Source organism: Candidatus Nitrosocosmicus sp. T (assembly GCF_054408485.1).
Genome location: NZ_CP166992.1, coordinates 830,625 through 847,117, shown reverse-complemented (window position 1 = coordinate 847,117; position 16,493 = coordinate 830,625). Strand labels below are relative to the sequence as shown.

Here is a 16,493-nt window from a genome sequence, read left to right as displayed (position 1 = left end):
GCATATCGATTGTTGTTCGTTATTCTCAATCTTAAGAGAAAGTAATTTAGTTTTATAATTTTGTGTTTGCTTTTAGTGTAAACGATACAAATAGTCTATACCAAATCTCAAAAGATAGTAGCGACAATAATTTGCTTATATAACGGATTTTCATATCGGAATGAGTCGTACTATCAACCAAAGTTATTGACTCTTCTATCCAGTTAGGATTAATGATATTATTTTTAACTGAATCTGAATTTTCATTAAGATATGATAAAACGATTTCTCTACCATAATTCCTCCACAAATTCAATAAATTCAATGAAAACCCCTTTTTGACTCCTTGAAATTTACCAAAGCCCGAAACCTTGTTTAATAGGGACAAAATAGGAAGTTTTCCTATATTCTTTTCATAACTATATTTATAGTGCCATGGTATGCTTGCAGCCAAGACTATTAGCCTCGGATTTAAGAACACAGAATCAATTTCAAGGCCTAAGTACTTTCCAAAAGTATCATTTGTTGGAATCCAATCATGTAATAATTTACCATTAAAATCAGCTAGAAATAATTGGTTTAACGGAAGAAGGTTGTTATCAAAATAAGGTCTAAAGTTTTCATAGATTTGAATCCATGAAAAGCCTAATCTCTTATTAAATATGTCATCTTGGTTGGGAACCCAATCACAATCATGACATGATAGATAAAGTTTGGATTTATCTAGCCATGAAGGGTTGCTGATATTTTCTAGCTCTTGTAGAAATTTTCTATAACGAAAAATATAACCTCCAAATGTTTCATCTCCGCCATCTCCGGAAAAAAATATGTTAGAGTACCTGGCAGCTTGTTCTAATGAGTAGAATTGATACAAGTTCCATTTAGGCATTCCTGCTATGGATATCAACTTTGGAAGATCCCTCAACGCATTATCTACAATTAATTCGTGGAAATCAGAATCATATTGTTGAGCAATTTTCTTTGCTTCAGAAATCTCATCATCATCATCCCCAAAACCAACGCATATGGAATCAATGTGTATCTCAGGCAGAAGATTCCTTATCATCATCAATGTAAATCCTGAATCTACGCCACCACTTAAGGCAATAGAAACCTTTGAAGCCTTGTTTTGTGACAGTTTTGATTCCAAGTCCGCCCTAACAATATTCTCTATTTTTGAGTCAAGGTTTTCAATTTCTTTTTCAATAAAATAATCACTTTTCAAAGGAGTATGTAAATTAGTAAAAGTAGGATCATACCTTAAAGTTAAAAAATTTGCTATATTAATATCATTTAAAATCAAAGACATTACTAGATTGCATATATCTGATTAATTTAATAAATTTAGTGAATTGCTGAAGATCAGTCTCATTTTTTCAAAATTGCTTTGATATGAAAAGCTACAAAAAATTTATTAAATCCGTTATTAATCCACTCCTTTCCTATTATTCCCCATTTAATCACAATCTCACCTAATACTATGCATTGCAATTTAGATGAATCCATCGATATTGCAATTGCAAGTGAAAATTTGGAATCATATATTTATAACGATGAATTACAGATTAAGAACAATTAATGCTATTTAGAAATGATCCTGTTCAATTAGGACAAAACAAATTTTGGGCCCCTGTAAGCGTTCGAGCTTTGCCATTTCTGAATATTAAAACCAAAATTCGGACGGATCAATCAACATCGTTGTAGTGTAACAAGATTTTTATTTATGCACGTTGATTAGCTACATTTTCGTATATGAAAATAGCTCATATAAATAACCCGTCGGGAGTAGCCTCAATATTATCTAACTATCAAAAAAAACAAGGTCATGAAGTAGATGTATTTGTCTTCAATAAACTAATTTCCAATCAGTTTGGAGGTAACATGATTAATTATATGTCGCCTTTAGCGAGATGGAAGTTATTTAAAAAATTACAAAGGGAATATGATATTTGGCATTATCATTATCCTTATGGTTCTTTAAGGAAGAGCTTGGAAGGGAGAAATCAAGGTAAAATATATTTGAAGCATTATCATGGAGATGACATTAGAGGAAAGAAAGATCTTGATTTTTGCCTAGTTTCTACTCCTGATCTCTTAGACTATGCACCGAACGGAAAATGGGTACCTAATCCGATCGATTTCGACGAAATAAGTAAAAATGTCAATTCACTTTATGTACATAATACTGCAAGGAATAAGGAGATAAAACAGATAGCACATTACCCTTATTACAGAACTCATTCTTCGATAACATCTGAAAATTATTCTATAGGTCTAAAGGAACTAAGAAAGGAGAATAAATGTGAAATAGTCGAAATCCTTAATTTTTCACATATCCAAACAATGCAAATGATTCAAAGATCAGATATCGTAATCGGGAAAATAATGCCTGATGTGGGTTGGTTCGGAAAATTTGAACTTGAAGGTATGGCTTTAAGAAAACCTGTAATAGCTTATGTATCTGATTATTTATATGAGAAGTACAGACCACCGATTTACAGAACCACCAAGGAGACTCTAAAAGAGGATTTAATAAGATTAATGGAAGATGAGGAAGAGATTAACAGATTAAGCAATGAAGGGTACGAGTATGTTAGAAAAAATCATTCTATAGAGAATATCATAATCAGTTTGAATAAATACTATTCAGTTTAACACGTTTCTTCTAGAATGATTGTATCTATAGTACAAGCTTGAACTCTGCGATACTTAATCATTAACAGAGATGATGCATTAATTTTTTAGTTCTAAGAAAAAGATAGACTGTTTTGCATCAACCTTAGACAAGAAACCTTTCTTTTTTAGTATTGGAATGCGATAAACATTTTTAATAGATGGAATATTATTATATATCTTTTGGTATTGGTGAACAAAATTAAAAGATTCTGCCTTTTTAGGAACTTTATCCTCAAACCAATCAATATTGCAAACATATTTAGTTGATAAACTAACTAACTTTTGAATAATTTGTTCAATTTCAGAAGGCAAGACATGCATCAGAACTTCTGACGCGATTACTAAATCATATTTCTGAATTGGTTGAAATGATTGTATATCTGATACCGCGAATTGGATATTTGTGTTATTTTTTACCCCCCTGATGTTTATCTTAGCATTTTCAACTTGATGTGTAGAAAGATCAAATGCAAAATATTCTTTAATTTTTGGAAAATTAGTAAGTAATAATTTTGTTATTCTGCCAAATCCACATCCTACCTCCAGAACAGAGTCAAAAGAATATTTTTTTAAATACTCAATTAGCATTTGCTCTTGCAATTCAAATTTGTGATCATATTTGAAATTCTTCTTATAGTCTTTTCCTCGGTGTGTCCAGTATTCATTCGGAATATATGACATGCCTTCCTACTTCACTCTCAAGATATATTTATTTTGTTTGCTTAGATTCACCCAGATAGGGCAGTTAATAAAGTACCAAATCAGATTCACTCTGGAAAGATTTGAATGTGAATATATGAAAAACTGAATTAATCGCAGTCAAAAGTTATCAAGCTCATTTCAAATCGAACAACATGGTTTCAAGAATTAGCACATTTTGTATGCATCCAGAATTTTTTTTTCATTAAGTTCCCAAATCAAATTATTACGAGCATATTCAAATAAGTTCAATCTCTTTTCATACAATTCATCCATGTTATTCTTAAAATATAATAGATCTTCTTTCATTTCCTCATGATCAGCAAATGTAATACAATGTTGGTTTAAAGCGACTTGAGTATCTTTAAGCGAACTTGTGCACATTACGTAAAGCCCTGCATGAGCATATTCATATGCTTTATTAGAGTTCATATACTCGTGAAACCAGTGTTTTTTAAATGGTATCAAACCAATCGAATGATTGGACATCTCTTTAAACATGTCAATTCTGTGTAGAAAACCAGTATATTTGATTTTATTGGAAGGTTCCCCATCCCAACCAATGACTGTAAGATCTCCGATATCGTTTTGGGTAAATATATCTGTCAACCCGTCTAAATTCTTATTTGGATACTTCTTTTTGTTGAATCCGTCCGCCCCAGCATAAACGCTTGACAACTGGTTGTGAGGACGGGGTTTATTAGAATATCTTATTTCAAATTTCGTTGGAAAATTAGGGACAACAAATATTTTGTTACTATTGCCTATAATTCTCAGCCTATTTGCTATTTCGTTGGAAACAGTAATTGTGGGGATTGTTGAAACTAATTCCCTTTCCCATTTAGTCCACAAACGATTGACATGACGATTCACTATTTTTCTTTTTACTTTTCTTTGCACATCTTTTACTAATTCATTCATGCGCACCCTCTTATCCACACCTTCATCTAGTTTATCCATTTCAAGTAATAATTGAGATTGTTTGGACCAAAACTCATGATCATCGTAGATAAATGGTATATCAAACTCAAGCATCATCTTAGCAGAGAAAATATTGTGGGCATGGACTATATCAGGTCGAGTATCTTTTATAATTCGAAATATTTGTTTTTTTACTAAATGCCAATAATAAGGAATCCCATATCTGGCTTTTGCCGTCCATATAACTTCATAGATTTTTGGAAAAGTATTTCTATTATATTTAAATGGGCTTTTAGATCCAGCAAATATTACCTCATGTCCTTGACTAGATGCCGTTAGTGCAGATTTTTCAATCCTCCAATCGGGTAGTCCTTCGGTAGATAAGTGCAAAATCTTCAACTTTGAATATTTTGATAAAAGATAATATAAAATAATGCTCTAGATCCATAAAGTTGATAATCGCTAATTCAAAATTTTAATTTCGACTGTTGGAAGACAAGGAAATGAATAGGATTGTTATGTATAAATGGAATTTTTTTTATAGACATAATTTGCAATCCATAACGTTTTATACGAAAAATTATAGCCTTAATCATTTTCTATGGATAATTAAAATTACATACTATGACGAGTCAGTTCATTTACCTAAAGATATTGGTCATCTATATTCATTAATCGCAGTTTATTCCGGTATTATCAACCCATTCTTCTGTTTGGAAGAGTCAATCCATGTGTACCCAGTTCTTCACATCGAATATAATTTATTCCTTGACGATTTTAAAACTTATATGTTCAGTGATTATTACTTGTTACTTGGTCATCTAAAACTATGGGAACTTATTTTACAATTGTAACATGTAGAAATTCTGAAAACGATATTGAAAAAGCCTTAATGTCAATATCAAATCAAACCACAAAGCCATCATATATAATTGTAATAGATGACGGCTCTAAAGATAATACTGGAAAGATATTAATAGAGATATCTAAAAAAATAGATAACTTATTTATCATCTCCAATCCTGATTTCGGCTATGATATTTCTCGAGTGGTTAAAAACTGGAATAAAGCCTTGACTCTGAAGACTGAAAAAAGTTTGGGGGAAACCGATTACCATATGATAGGAACAGACGATACTATCTATACCGAGGATTATGCTGAAAAGATAATTAGATTTATGGATAGGAACAAAGATTATGCGGTGGTATCTGGAAATTTTGGTGGTATTGGTTATAAAACCCCTCGTGGAGCAGGCAGATTTGTTAGAAATTCCTTTTTTTATAAAGAATACGATCACTATCCTGAGAAAATGGGTTACGAATCAGCTATTTTAATTGCATCTAGAAAAAATGGATATAAAGAGACTATTTTAAAAGAAGCAAAATTTGAGCATACAAGACCCCTTGGACAAAATCATCATTTCTATGAATTCGGTGCTAGTATGAGAACTCTGGGTTATCACCCTCTATTTGCATTCGGAAGATTTTTTCTATATTTTGGTACTAGCAAACCTATTGGAAGAGTAGGGGCATTGTATATGCTATATTATTATTTATCCTATAAACCGAAACTGGAAGGGTACGATAGTTTGTATCCCGATGATATAAGAAAATTTACTAGAAAGACTCAGATCGAAAAAATTAAATCATTAATTAAACCCAGATAGAAGGACTGATCACCCACAAATTGAATGAGTAATTTCATAAATATTAAAATATTCTGAATCGTAAACTATTGGATGGTTGTCCGGAGTATCATAGTAGCCTGATTTCAAATCGATCAAGAAAATATTTTCTTCATTTCCCAACGCGGAACTACTGTTAGTAAACGTCTCCACTTTATTAGCACATTGAGAATCAATTTTACTTTTCAGCAGGTTGTACAAGCCTACTATATTTTTCTCTTTTGTAAAATTATCAGTCCGAAGAGATATAGTCTCTGAAAAAATATATTGACGTGGTTTTTCTAGGAATAAATTAAACCATCCTCTCCAATGCATTGTCCCAATAACTTGTGAGTTATTCTTAGTATTAGAATTAATCCATTCTATAGATTTCACCAAATCTTGGTTCTTAGATATCTCTAATGAATTAAAAGACATTGACAAAGGGAATGTCAAGCCAGTTTGGTTTTGGAATACAGAAGGTATAGTAAAAACAATTCCATACGGGAGGATCATAAACAAAATACCGTACGTGACAAAAGAAGCTATAAATAAAACTGAAATGAGATTTTTGAGTTTTGAATTTACCAATCTATCTACAAGTAGAAAGAATCCATACAGTCCAAATATGGAAATAAAAAATCCCGAAAGAATTATCCAACGCTCCGGTACCAAGTAATCATAATTAGGAACGATTAGCCAACTAAATGAAAACATGATTGTCACAAAAGTAGGAATTTTAAGGGTTAACGAATCAGACTTTTTGAGGAAACCTATGATGAAAAATGGAATAAGGATCCCATTTAGTGATAGATGCAGTACAAGTAAATCATAATGAAATAGAATATTCTTGTTAAATACGGGATTCAATAATACATCAATTGGGTTTGAGCCAATAGAAACAAAAGTGACATCATCTGATAATAAGAAGTAGGTTAGAAACAATATTAGTATTAATAAGTTAACGACACCTAGTATCTTGAGTTTATGTAGGATCGAAAGGAAGATTGAAGATACAATTAATAAACTTCCTATCATTCTATCAGAAAATATTGTGGCCACATAAATGATACTAATACTAACGTATTGTAAGAGAACAAACTTATTGGTAACAAGTGACTTCATATTGTTTACGGTAACCAAACAAAGATTAAGAAATACAAGGGCCAAAATATCCCTATGTAAATCCCATTCCATTCTCAAAGTACTTAACTGAAACATAACAAAAATGGCAAACAGTATACTTTTATCAACCGATTGTCTCAATACGTTCTTAATAAGAAGAAATGTGGTAACACCGAATGATCCATATAAAACAATATTTACAGCATTATAGGCAAAGTATAGATCTGAAAAAACGATCAAATAAAAAATATAGACCAAAAATATATAAACCGGAAATAATTCTTCTCCGATAACGGGGTTAGAATTCAGGTTATATAGAGTGGGTAGATAATAATTGATGGAATCATAGCCTACAGGAAATGGAAAGTTTTGAATTATTGGAATAGTTCCTATTAGGCAACCAATGCCAAATACGATCAAAATAGCATAAACTATATGTATATTCAAAAATAGTCAAGTTTAGGTTCTTTGAATAAAATCAAGCATATTTTTTTTCCATGTTCATATATTTATCTAGATTAACCAACTTATTAAATTCCTTAAATTGCATCATTTTATGTTTTAGAGATTTTGTTGTACCTGTCTCTTTTAAAGTCTTAAACGTTTCAAATATTGCAAACGTGGAGGAATATAACCCAGAAAGTGGAAAGAGGGCAATTTTATAACCCATCTCTAAAAGTTCTTTTGAGGTCAAATTAGGGGTTATACCTTCCTCTATCATGTTAGCAACTAAAGGGGCATCAATTTGATTTGCAATATTCTTCATATCGTCAAGAGAACGAGGTGCCTCTACAAAAACGATGTCAGCACCCATTTCGCTATACAGCTTTCCCCTTTTTATGGCCTCTTCAATACCCAATGGAGCCATTGCATCGGTTCTGGCAACAATTATGAAATCCGAGTCCTTTTTCTTAGCATCAATAGCTGACCTTAGTTTTTGGACGTATTCTTGAGAATTGATTACTTCTTTACCTACCATATGGCCACACCTTTTTGGCCAAACCTGATCTTCAAGAAATATTCCTGAAACGCCAATCCTTTGCAAATCATCTACTAATTTAGATATGGTCAACGGGTTACCATAACCAGTATCCACATCCACTATTAATGGTATATCAACTGCTCGGGTTATTCGCCGAGCGTTTTCAACAGTTTCAGTAATACTTAAGAATCCAAAATCCGGCAATGCTAACAATGAGGCCGATGTTCCATATCCCGTCTGAAAAATGGCCTCAAAACCTACGTGTTCAGCAATTTTAGCTGTCAAAGCATCATATACACCAGGCATGACTAAAATATCATTTTGACGACTCAATAACTTACTTAACGACAAATGATAGTGTTACTTTTGACCTCTTTATATAATTTTATTTATATAAAATTAATAGACTTATCTTAATTGAAATCAGATAATTTAATCAAGTATTCATCTTCTATTCTTTAGATAAATCTAAATATATTAGTTTTAAAATGTTTTCTGCAACGGTCTCCTTATTTAGAAGTGGAAAATCATAATAATTTTTCATTTTATCCACAATTAGAATCTTGTTTGAATCGGAGCCAACAAATGCACCTTCATTGCTTACGTCATTGGCAACAACCATGTTGGCATTTGAATCTAATAGCTTCTGGTAGGACCTTTCCAGAAGTATTCGCTCTGAAACATGATATTCAGCTTTAAAAGCAACTAAATACGTTTCTCTTTGAATACATTTAACTTGATCAACAATTTTACCAGTTGGCACAAGTCTAATGACTAACGAATGAGTGCCAGTTGTGATTTTATCACTAGAATAAAATTCGGGTTTAAAATCAGAAACTGCCGCGGCAAGTATGATAATATCATATGATTTCGAAGATAATTCTCCTACAATACTAGCCATCATTTGTTCGGTTGATCTTGCTTCGATTAGCTTAAAATTAAACTGGTCCTTTAGTTTAGTATATTCTAGATCCATCGATGTCGATCCCTTAACAACTGTAATATCTAACTCCAAATCAATGGCCTTCCTTAGTAAGGAATAACCCATTTTACCAGAACTAGTATTAGAAATGACCCGAATCGGATCTATGTGTTCAATGGTGCTGCCTGTAGATATCAAAATTTTTCTATGCTTCATAAAAGATCGCATTTGTTGATGATTTAATGGTAACGATTTATCAATCGAACCCTTACAAAAATGCCAGTCTAACCGATCGTTTGACATTCCATTCTTCTTACTATATTTTGAAATTTGATTCTTTACAAGTTCAACGCTTCGCAGAAAGACTGATTCCACAGTTGCTATTTTGGCTTTATCTTCTTCAAGGATCGGATTCATAAATGCTATTCCAATATTTTCTAAATACTGTATATTTTGTTTGATGATCATATTTTGGTACATCGCATCATGCATCGCAGGAGCGATTAGTATAGGAACTCCCGCTCCTAATGCTATAGATAGCACTGAGGTTACCGGTGTATCGTCAATACCATTTGCAAACTTGCCTATTGTATTAGCTGTGCACGGATATACTATTATCAGATCAGATGCTTGGTAGTTTGCTAACCTTACGTGTTCCAAATCTCCAGAAAGTTCTGAAATAACCGAATTTCCACTGGCCCACAAAAAATAATCTTTATGCATGAATTTTTCAACCGCCTTTGAGATTACCACAAATACTTCAGCTCCATGTCTTATCATAATTCTTATCAAGTCTATCGCTTTGTAGCAAGCTACACTAGCGGTGATACAAATTACAACTCGCCTTCCGTTTAATTCATTTCCCAAAGTGCATTTAATATCCTTTGACGGATGTAAATCACATCTATCATCGTCGTTAGTATCAACGAATTTTTTAATGAACGATTCATCTTCTCTCATGGCATATTGTCCCGTTTATTTTGGATTCAGCTTGCGAATCTTTGCTTTTGTACTGAGATATTTATTGAACCTTAATAACTCCTCTTCTGAAATGGAAAATGAATGATTTTCATCTGGAAATTTGCCATTCTTCACATCTGCAATATAATTTTTCATTGCACCCAATAACAAAGGAAATGATTCCAGATATCTTTTTACAAATTTTGGTTTGAATTTATTGTATGATCCAATCAGATCATGAAAGACCAAAACTTGACCATCGCATCCGCTACCTGAACCTATCCCAATCGTCGGAATAATAAGAGATCTGGAGATTTGTTCAGCCACTTGTCTAGTCACTAGTTCTAGTACTAAACTAAAAGCGCCCGCTTTTTCTATTTCAATTGCTTGTTCGTACAATGCAATAGCAGAATCAGCAGTCCTACCTTGTACCTTGTAACCTTCCCATAAGAATGAGGTTTGAGGCTTTAATCCAATATGTCCCATAACCGGAATTCCATATTCTGTAAGTTTCCTGATAAGGGGAATAACTTCAACACCACCCTCAATTTTTACAGCATGACAACCTAATTTAATGAACTTTATGGCATTTAGAAAAGCCAATGACTCATCAAACTGATAGGATCCAAATGGCATATCGGCTATGATTACAGTATTGTTTGATCCACTAACAACACCTCTGCAATAGACCATCATTTCTTCCATAGTAACAGAAATTGTACTTGGGTATCCCAACATAACCATACCCGCACTGTCACCAACTAGCAATATGTCTACACCTGATTCGTCGCATACCTTTGATGTTGTATAATCGTAAGCAGTCACGACAGTGATTTTTTCACTTTTTTTCTTTTTTTGTTGTAGGTGACTGATATTTGGAATCAGATCAAGTCATAACTCCTAACGTAGAGTCTAAAAAAACTAATAGAAATAATATGCAAGTCAATTTTTTAAAAGGGATACTTGTTTAGATTTCATTACTTCAAGTGTCTTTCTTAAGCCATCAAGATTATTAAAGTCCTCTATGAGTTCATTCAGGTCGTTTTCACTAGAATATTTTTTATGATATTCGACCCTTTCAATAAGCTGGGGAATTACCCTAACAATATTATCCACTATTGTTATATCGGATGTCAATGAAGTTCTTGAGAGAGGGTTCAAATCCACTGTGATAACTTTCTTATTCATACGTTTTAAGGCCATAGTCCTATCACCATCCTCTAGGGGTACAAAGACAACATCAGCTTTAGATATTCCATACTGATCAACTAGTCTTCTGTTACTCTCTAGTTCCGGAATACTCACAAGATTTTTTGGGTTGATACCTAATAATGTTGTTAATCCATATTTTTTGAATTCTTCTGATATCAACTTTTCTCTTTCTTTGGTATAATAAAAGAGATTTATTTCAATGATTGAGTTTTCTATAGATCGATTTAACCCACATATCTGCTCTGCACATAATGCAGTAACGTTACCATTTACTGAAATTACTGGATATCTAGCAAGTAACAGCATAGCAGAGGCAACGTTTATGGCCGCTCTAGCCGATTCTGTTGTGCATTCTCCCAGCAAATAGTCAAAGCATTCACCCCTCCCATGAGCGATCAGACCCTCTGTTGCTACTAATCCCCTACTAAAACCTGTTACCAGTTTTTCTCTCATTAACAAGGATAAATACCTTGGGTGACTTTCGTGTAATTCTATTTTCCTTGGCATCTCTTAGTCATTCTTTTTAATCAGTCTCGCACCCAAATTGTCAATCCCACAAATTAATAGTTGTCCCTTAAATTGTTCTAATAATCTCACAATTTTAGACATCTTATCTCTTTGGGTCAGTGTAAATAAAGTATGTCCAAATAGTGCCACGCTAGCCTTAATGCCTTCTGCCTGCAGCACATGTAATGGAGAATGACACTTACCCTCATCCAATTGATATTCACTTGCAAATTGATAAGACATATCGAGAAATGATTCGACATTTTTATCTTTATTTAAATCATTTACCATTTTTCTACCCAAAAGATTCAAAAAATGTTTTTTCTCACTAGTAACGGACTCATCTAACCACAACTCGGTTTTGATGGGCTCAAGGCATAAAATGATGACGCGTAGGTCTGGAGACAATTCAGATTTTATAACTCTGCCAATCCCAGGTCCTCCCTCACTCAAACGTAACTCAAAACCCCCTGTAAATTCCGATATTACTGTTCCCAGTCCAGTTTTGCAAGCTATATCTGCATTGTGTGCTATTTGAGCTGCCTGAAGATTGGTCAAGTTGGTCTTTAGTGCCGCATTAAGAGCATAAGAAAGACTTAGAGCAGCCGAGCCACTGGATCCTAATCCAAACCCAATAGGCAAATCACAATCATGCTCAATTGAAAGAAAAACAGGGTCAGAGATTAGCCGCATATAATAAGCTACAACAAAATTAGACACCTTTAGCTCAAAATTAGGAATCCCGTTTAGTCTTATTTCATAGTTATTTTCAGCCGAGTAAAATACTTTGACAGTAGATGTAATTCCCCTATCAATACTAAAACCAGCACCTATAGATCCAAGAAATTTCGGATCTACTATGGAATTAGGCTTGGTCGGTGTGGCAAAAAAACCGGTAATGTGGCCAGGACTATAGCCCTTTGCCACTGCCACAGGCATTTGAGTAACTAAAACCACTACAGCATTTTATAATCAAAAGTAAATATAAAAATATAGTATAATTTATTTATATTGATATATATAAATTATGACAATATATACCCGAATATTACAACAAATAGGCAGTAGTATTCTCATATCCCTTCCAAATGATTGGATAAAGAAAAATTCACTGGGTAAGGGAAGGAGCATAACTATAGAAACGAATATTGACAATACTGTCTCAATTTATAATAATTACCAAGACGAAGAAATAAAAATAGAATTTGAGTATGGAATGGAGAACAATCACCAACAATCAAGAAATGATATTGATGATCATGTTGATATTAAAGATAAGTTGATAAAAATCCTGTTAAACAAAATTTTTGGGGCTTATTTATTAGGGTATACCCTAATAAATATACATTCAAAGAAACAAATATCATTTGAAGATAGTGAAACAATAAAAAGGGCTACTCGAAAATTAATTGGATTAGAAATTGTTGATGAGAATAGCTATAACATACATCTTCAATTTCTAATCGATGCTAAAACTCTAAACATTGAGAAAATACTGAGTATGATGAATTCAATCATTGCAGGAATGTTCAAGGAAACGATTCATTCACTTAGTGAAGGTTTTGGAAGCGATCTAAAGAAAAAAATTGATAGCCGAGACGACGAAATAGACAGACAGTATTTCCTTCTAGTTAGAATAATAAGAACAGCTATTATGAATAAAAAACTTGCGAGCAATCTGAATCTAAGCAATATAGATATGCTCGATTACAGAATAGCAGCTAATTATCTAGAAACTGCAGGAGATTTAATAGCAGAATTAGTATCTTATCTATCAGAAGTTAGGGAAAAGAGCCAAATAGCAGATTTGATTAGAAAAATCGGATATGCACTCGAAGAAATGCAGCATTATTCCATCGAAGCTTTTACGAGTACAAGCAGGGATAAGGCTTTCAAGGTAATTGAAAACTACGATGAATTTAAAAAGTCAATTTCAGAATTAAAACAGCATATAACATCTAACAAAGAGATTGTGATAAACGGAGCATATTCTATTGCAATGATAAATAGTATTTCTTGTCTTGATAAAATTGCAAAATGTTGGATAGATATAACTGATCTAGCAAAACCAACCTATATGCTAAAATAAGTCTAAAAATCAATGTGGATTTTAAGTTGTTAATAATACACTATACAATTAACCTATCGTTCCTTTTTTCCGCCGATGAAATCGATGAAATTAGATTTGGCAGTGGAATATGACATTTGAACTGGAGGATGTTTAAAACAGTATGCTGAAATACTCTCTAAAGGTCCAGAGATGTTTCTATCTAATGCGATTTTCGCGCCTCTAATTGCATCTATCATCACGCCCGCACTATTATAGGCATCTGGAACGCGTAATTTCAAGTCTAGTTCTATAGGTACTGCTCCCAGTATTCGGCCTTTCATATAAATATAGCAAACTTTATCGTTATGAAGAAAGTTAACGTAATCAGACGGACCTATCCTCATTGGCACATCATATGGTATCATAGCTTGTACCGCTGAAGTTTTGCTAACTCTCTTGTCTTCCAATCTTTCTTCATCTAACATATTGTAGAAATCCATATCCCCACCAATATTTAGTTGATAGGTCTCATCAATCGATACCCCTCTGTCCACCCACAACTTTGCCAATGTCTTGTGTACTACAGTAGCACCCAATTGGCTCATTACATCATCCCCTGCACATGGAACATTTTTTTCCGCGAACCGTTTTTGCCAAGTATAATCTGACGATATGAAAACTGGAATTGCATTAATAAAACAAACACCTGCTTCAAGGCATTTTTCTGCATAGTATCTGCTAGCTTCCCTACTTCCAACAGGCAAATAATTAATTAAGATATCAGTATGCGTTTCTTTTAGCATATTGTAAACATCGGTATTTGTCTCATCAGAAAGTTTTACCACTTCTGAAAAATGCTTTCCTGCCCCATCTAACACGTTACCCTTTTGAACTTTAATTCCAATTGGAGGAACATTAATAATTTGTAAAGCATTGTTTGGTGGCGAGATGATAGCTTCAGACAGGTCCTTTCCCACTTTGGATTCGGCAATATCAAATGCAGCAACAAAATTAATATCTCCCGGCTCATAGCCACCGAGGTTAAATGAAGTAAGACCGATAGAATCCTTAGAGGATGAATTAGAATTATAATAGTGAATTCCTTGAATGAGAGCAGAAGCGCAATTTCCTACACCGGCAATTGCAACATTTATTTTTTTACCCATGGTTACGATCACTATCATATACAATTTTAATATAAATTTTACAACTTGGAAATAGTGGGAATAATGAGAAATAAGATATTATAATTTATAAGGAATAAGTCGGTATTTACGTCTTATTCCGATAATTCGATCAAAAATATCTGAAATACGGTTTGTCTATGGACATCGGAAATTAAAAAAATGATATTGGTTGCTAATGACAGGAAAAACCGGACACATGTCTTACATCATGGGTAAACTCGTGAAGCCACATTGTGTCAAATGCATCTTTTCCTTGTACCATGCTAAAAAGCTGTCCTTGCTCATTTCCTACTATTTAAATACTTAAAATTGCTATGGCGGCTAAGATACCAATCGCTAGTTTTGGTACTCTATCAGTAGTAATATTCTAAGCTATGGTACAAACTCATAATTTTACCATTTATCCTTATTAAATAAATAATCTTGTAGAGCAATGTCCTAAGTTGGCAGATTGTCGGACTTAAAGTATCTATCTAAACGAGACTTTAATTGAAATTAGTAAAAAATCAAAAGAATTTAATAACACAAATTTGTCACACATGAGTATGACTATGTCTTGTTTGAGATGCCGAAATATGATGATATGGCTAAATGGATCTATTAGTCATAGGCATGACATTCAATACTACGAGTGCAAGCATTGTAATATTAAGGTGGTCAAATATCCTGACGACCAAATTATCGAAGTAGAAGACGGAAACAGGGGTTAAGTAAAATACGATACTGAATGATCTCCCTCCTTTTACTTTATTTGTCAGAAACAAGCAAAAATTAATTCATAAAAATCCTTACATGTGGAAAACGATGTATCATTTATCGAATTAATCAATTCGCTAGTATTCGTGTATAGCCGAGGTATTTTTCATGATCTCATGATACTGTTACTCCATAATTAATTCAATGCTAATCTCAAATATAAAAACTACAAACTTTTGTCACATAAATACGACTTTACCCACCGGATAACAATTCATATCTAGGATACGGTATGAAATATTTAGTAGGGAGAGGAAAAAGAGTGAATGTAATAAGTAATTCCTTCATTTTGATACCAAATATTTTAATAGTCATTATATTTCTGGTAAATTCAACAGCGAACCCGATAAATGCACAAGAACAAGGAATGATAAATTCGCTTTCTAGCACAATAATTAGTCTCGAGCTCAAAGAAATTGAAGTAGGAGAAAGTCCAACGGGATTAATATCTGTTAAAGGCACCGCTATCAATAACTCGACTTTCGATGTGAGAGATGTAAAAGTATTGGTAGAATTATTTGATTCTAAGAATAGCACAGTTTCCGAAACCAGCAGGTTCATTACACCTGCTTCTTCAACTTTTAAACCAGGGTATGAAAGAGATTTCTACTTTTTTGTTAGTGCAAATAATGTCGATCATTATAAAATAACTACGGAAGGAGAACAGGTCCCATAACCACAGTTAATAAAAGATGAATAATTGAGTTTAGAAATACTTTTGTTATGCAATTTACTAATGGAATACTAAACTAATTTTCAGCGTAAAAAAACTCTATCGAACTGTCTAGCATACGTATTTTTCAGGTAAACAAAATTTTTTAAATTAATGTCCGGTAAACAATTACAATTATTTA

The 16,493-nt window shown here is 33.0% G+C and carries 15 protein-coding genes; 4 read left to right on the top strand and 11 right to left on the bottom strand.

Translation table 11 applies throughout. The features are described 5' to 3' along the window. Positions 1-52: 52 nt before the first annotated feature. Positions 53-1,288 carry an asparagine synthase-related protein gene (locus AB0A59_RS04415; RefSeq protein ID WP_458746822.1) on the bottom strand — a complete coding sequence of 412 codons (1,236 nt, stop codon included), beginning with the start codon at positions 1,286-1,288 and terminating at the stop codon, positions 53-55. Positions 1,289-1,731: 443 nt separating this feature from the next. Here AB0A59_RS04415 and AB0A59_RS04410 point away from each other — a divergent pair, with 443 nt between their 5' ends. Next, positions 1,732-2,634 carry a glycosyltransferase family protein gene (locus AB0A59_RS04410; protein ID WP_458746820.1) on the top strand — a complete coding sequence of 301 codons (903 nt, stop codon included), beginning with the start codon at positions 1,732-1,734 and terminating at the stop codon, positions 2,632-2,634. Positions 2,635-2,712: 78 nt separating this feature from the next. On the opposite strand, the gene AB0A59_RS04405 is transcribed toward AB0A59_RS04410, so the two are convergent. Both AB0A59_RS04405 and AB0A59_RS04400 read right to left on the bottom strand, forming a co-directional pair. Next, a complete protein-coding gene (locus AB0A59_RS04405) occupies positions 2,713-3,336 on the bottom strand; it encodes a class I SAM-dependent methyltransferase (protein WP_458746819.1) in 624 nt (207 codons plus the stop codon). A gap of 186 nt (positions 3,337-3,522) precedes the next feature. Further along, positions 3,523-4,665: a glycosyltransferase gene (locus AB0A59_RS04400; RefSeq protein WP_458746817.1), complete on the bottom strand. Its 1,143-nt coding sequence runs from the start codon at positions 4,663-4,665 to the stop codon at positions 3,523-3,525. A 439-nt stretch (positions 4,666-5,104) separates the two neighbouring features. Between AB0A59_RS04400 and AB0A59_RS04395 the strand changes: the two genes are divergently transcribed. Continuing rightward, entirely contained in the window at positions 5,105-5,941 is an 837-nt protein-coding gene (locus AB0A59_RS04395; protein ID WP_458746815.1) for a glycosyltransferase family A protein, read from the top strand. Between the two features lie 9 nt (positions 5,942-5,950). Here the strand turns inward: AB0A59_RS04395 and AB0A59_RS04390 are convergent, their stop codons facing one another. The 6 genes from AB0A59_RS04390 to AB0A59_RS04365 all read right to left on the bottom strand — a co-directional run bounded on the left by AB0A59_RS04390 (position 5,951) and on the right by AB0A59_RS04365 (position 12,603). Then, complete coding sequence (locus tag AB0A59_RS04390) at positions 5,951-7,510, bottom strand: hypothetical protein (RefSeq protein ID WP_458746813.1); 1,560 nt, start codon at positions 7,508-7,510, stop codon at positions 5,951-5,953. Between the two features lie 31 nt (positions 7,511-7,541). Beyond that, entirely contained in the window at positions 7,542-8,378 is an 837-nt protein-coding gene (locus tag AB0A59_RS04385; protein WP_458746811.1) for an isocitrate lyase/PEP mutase family protein, read from the bottom strand. 118 nt (positions 8,379-8,496) lie between these two features. Then, entirely contained in the window at positions 8,497-9,927 is a 1,431-nt protein-coding gene (locus tag AB0A59_RS04380; protein WP_458746809.1) for a phosphopantothenoylcysteine decarboxylase domain-containing protein, read from the bottom strand. Positions 9,928-9,942: 15 nt separating this feature from the next. Continuing rightward, complete coding sequence (gene panB / locus AB0A59_RS04375) at positions 9,943-10,800, bottom strand: 3-methyl-2-oxobutanoate hydroxymethyltransferase (protein WP_458747554.1); 858 nt, start codon at positions 10,798-10,800, stop codon at positions 9,943-9,945. A 69-nt stretch (positions 10,801-10,869) separates the two neighbouring features. Further along, complete coding sequence (locus tag AB0A59_RS04370; RefSeq protein WP_458746808.1) at positions 10,870-11,646, bottom strand: phosphopantothenate/pantothenate synthetase; 777 nt, start codon at positions 11,644-11,646, stop codon at positions 10,870-10,872. 3 nt (positions 11,647-11,649) lie between these two features. Continuing rightward, the gene (locus AB0A59_RS04365) at positions 11,650-12,603 is read right to left on the bottom strand and encodes a pantoate kinase (protein ID WP_458746806.1); all 954 of its coding nucleotides are present in this window, start codon (positions 12,601-12,603) and stop codon (positions 11,650-11,652) included. A gap of 70 nt (positions 12,604-12,673) precedes the next feature. On the opposite strand from AB0A59_RS04365, the gene AB0A59_RS04360 reads away from it, so the two are divergent. Continuing rightward, complete coding sequence (locus tag AB0A59_RS04360) at positions 12,674-13,735, top strand: PhoU domain-containing protein (protein WP_458746805.1); 1,062 nt, start codon at positions 12,674-12,676, stop codon at positions 13,733-13,735. Positions 13,736-13,788: 53 nt separating this feature from the next. Here AB0A59_RS04360 and AB0A59_RS04355 read toward each other — a convergent pair whose 3' ends face one another. Then, positions 13,789-14,862, bottom strand: a complete 1,074-nt coding sequence (locus tag AB0A59_RS04355; protein ID WP_458746803.1) for an inositol-3-phosphate synthase — start codon at positions 14,860-14,862, stop codon at positions 13,789-13,791. Between the two features lie 193 nt (positions 14,863-15,055). Further along, on the bottom strand, positions 15,056-15,115 hold the full coding sequence (locus tag AB0A59_RS04350) for a CbtB domain-containing protein (RefSeq protein ID WP_458747553.1): 60 nt from the start codon (positions 15,113-15,115) through the stop codon (positions 15,056-15,058). Between the two features lie 786 nt (positions 15,116-15,901). On the opposite strand from AB0A59_RS04350, the gene AB0A59_RS04345 reads away from it, so the two are divergent. Then, positions 15,902-16,315 carry a hypothetical protein gene (locus AB0A59_RS04345; RefSeq protein WP_458746801.1) on the top strand — a complete coding sequence of 138 codons (414 nt, stop codon included), beginning with the start codon at positions 15,902-15,904 and terminating at the stop codon, positions 16,313-16,315. Positions 16,316-16,493: the final 178 nt, after the last annotated feature.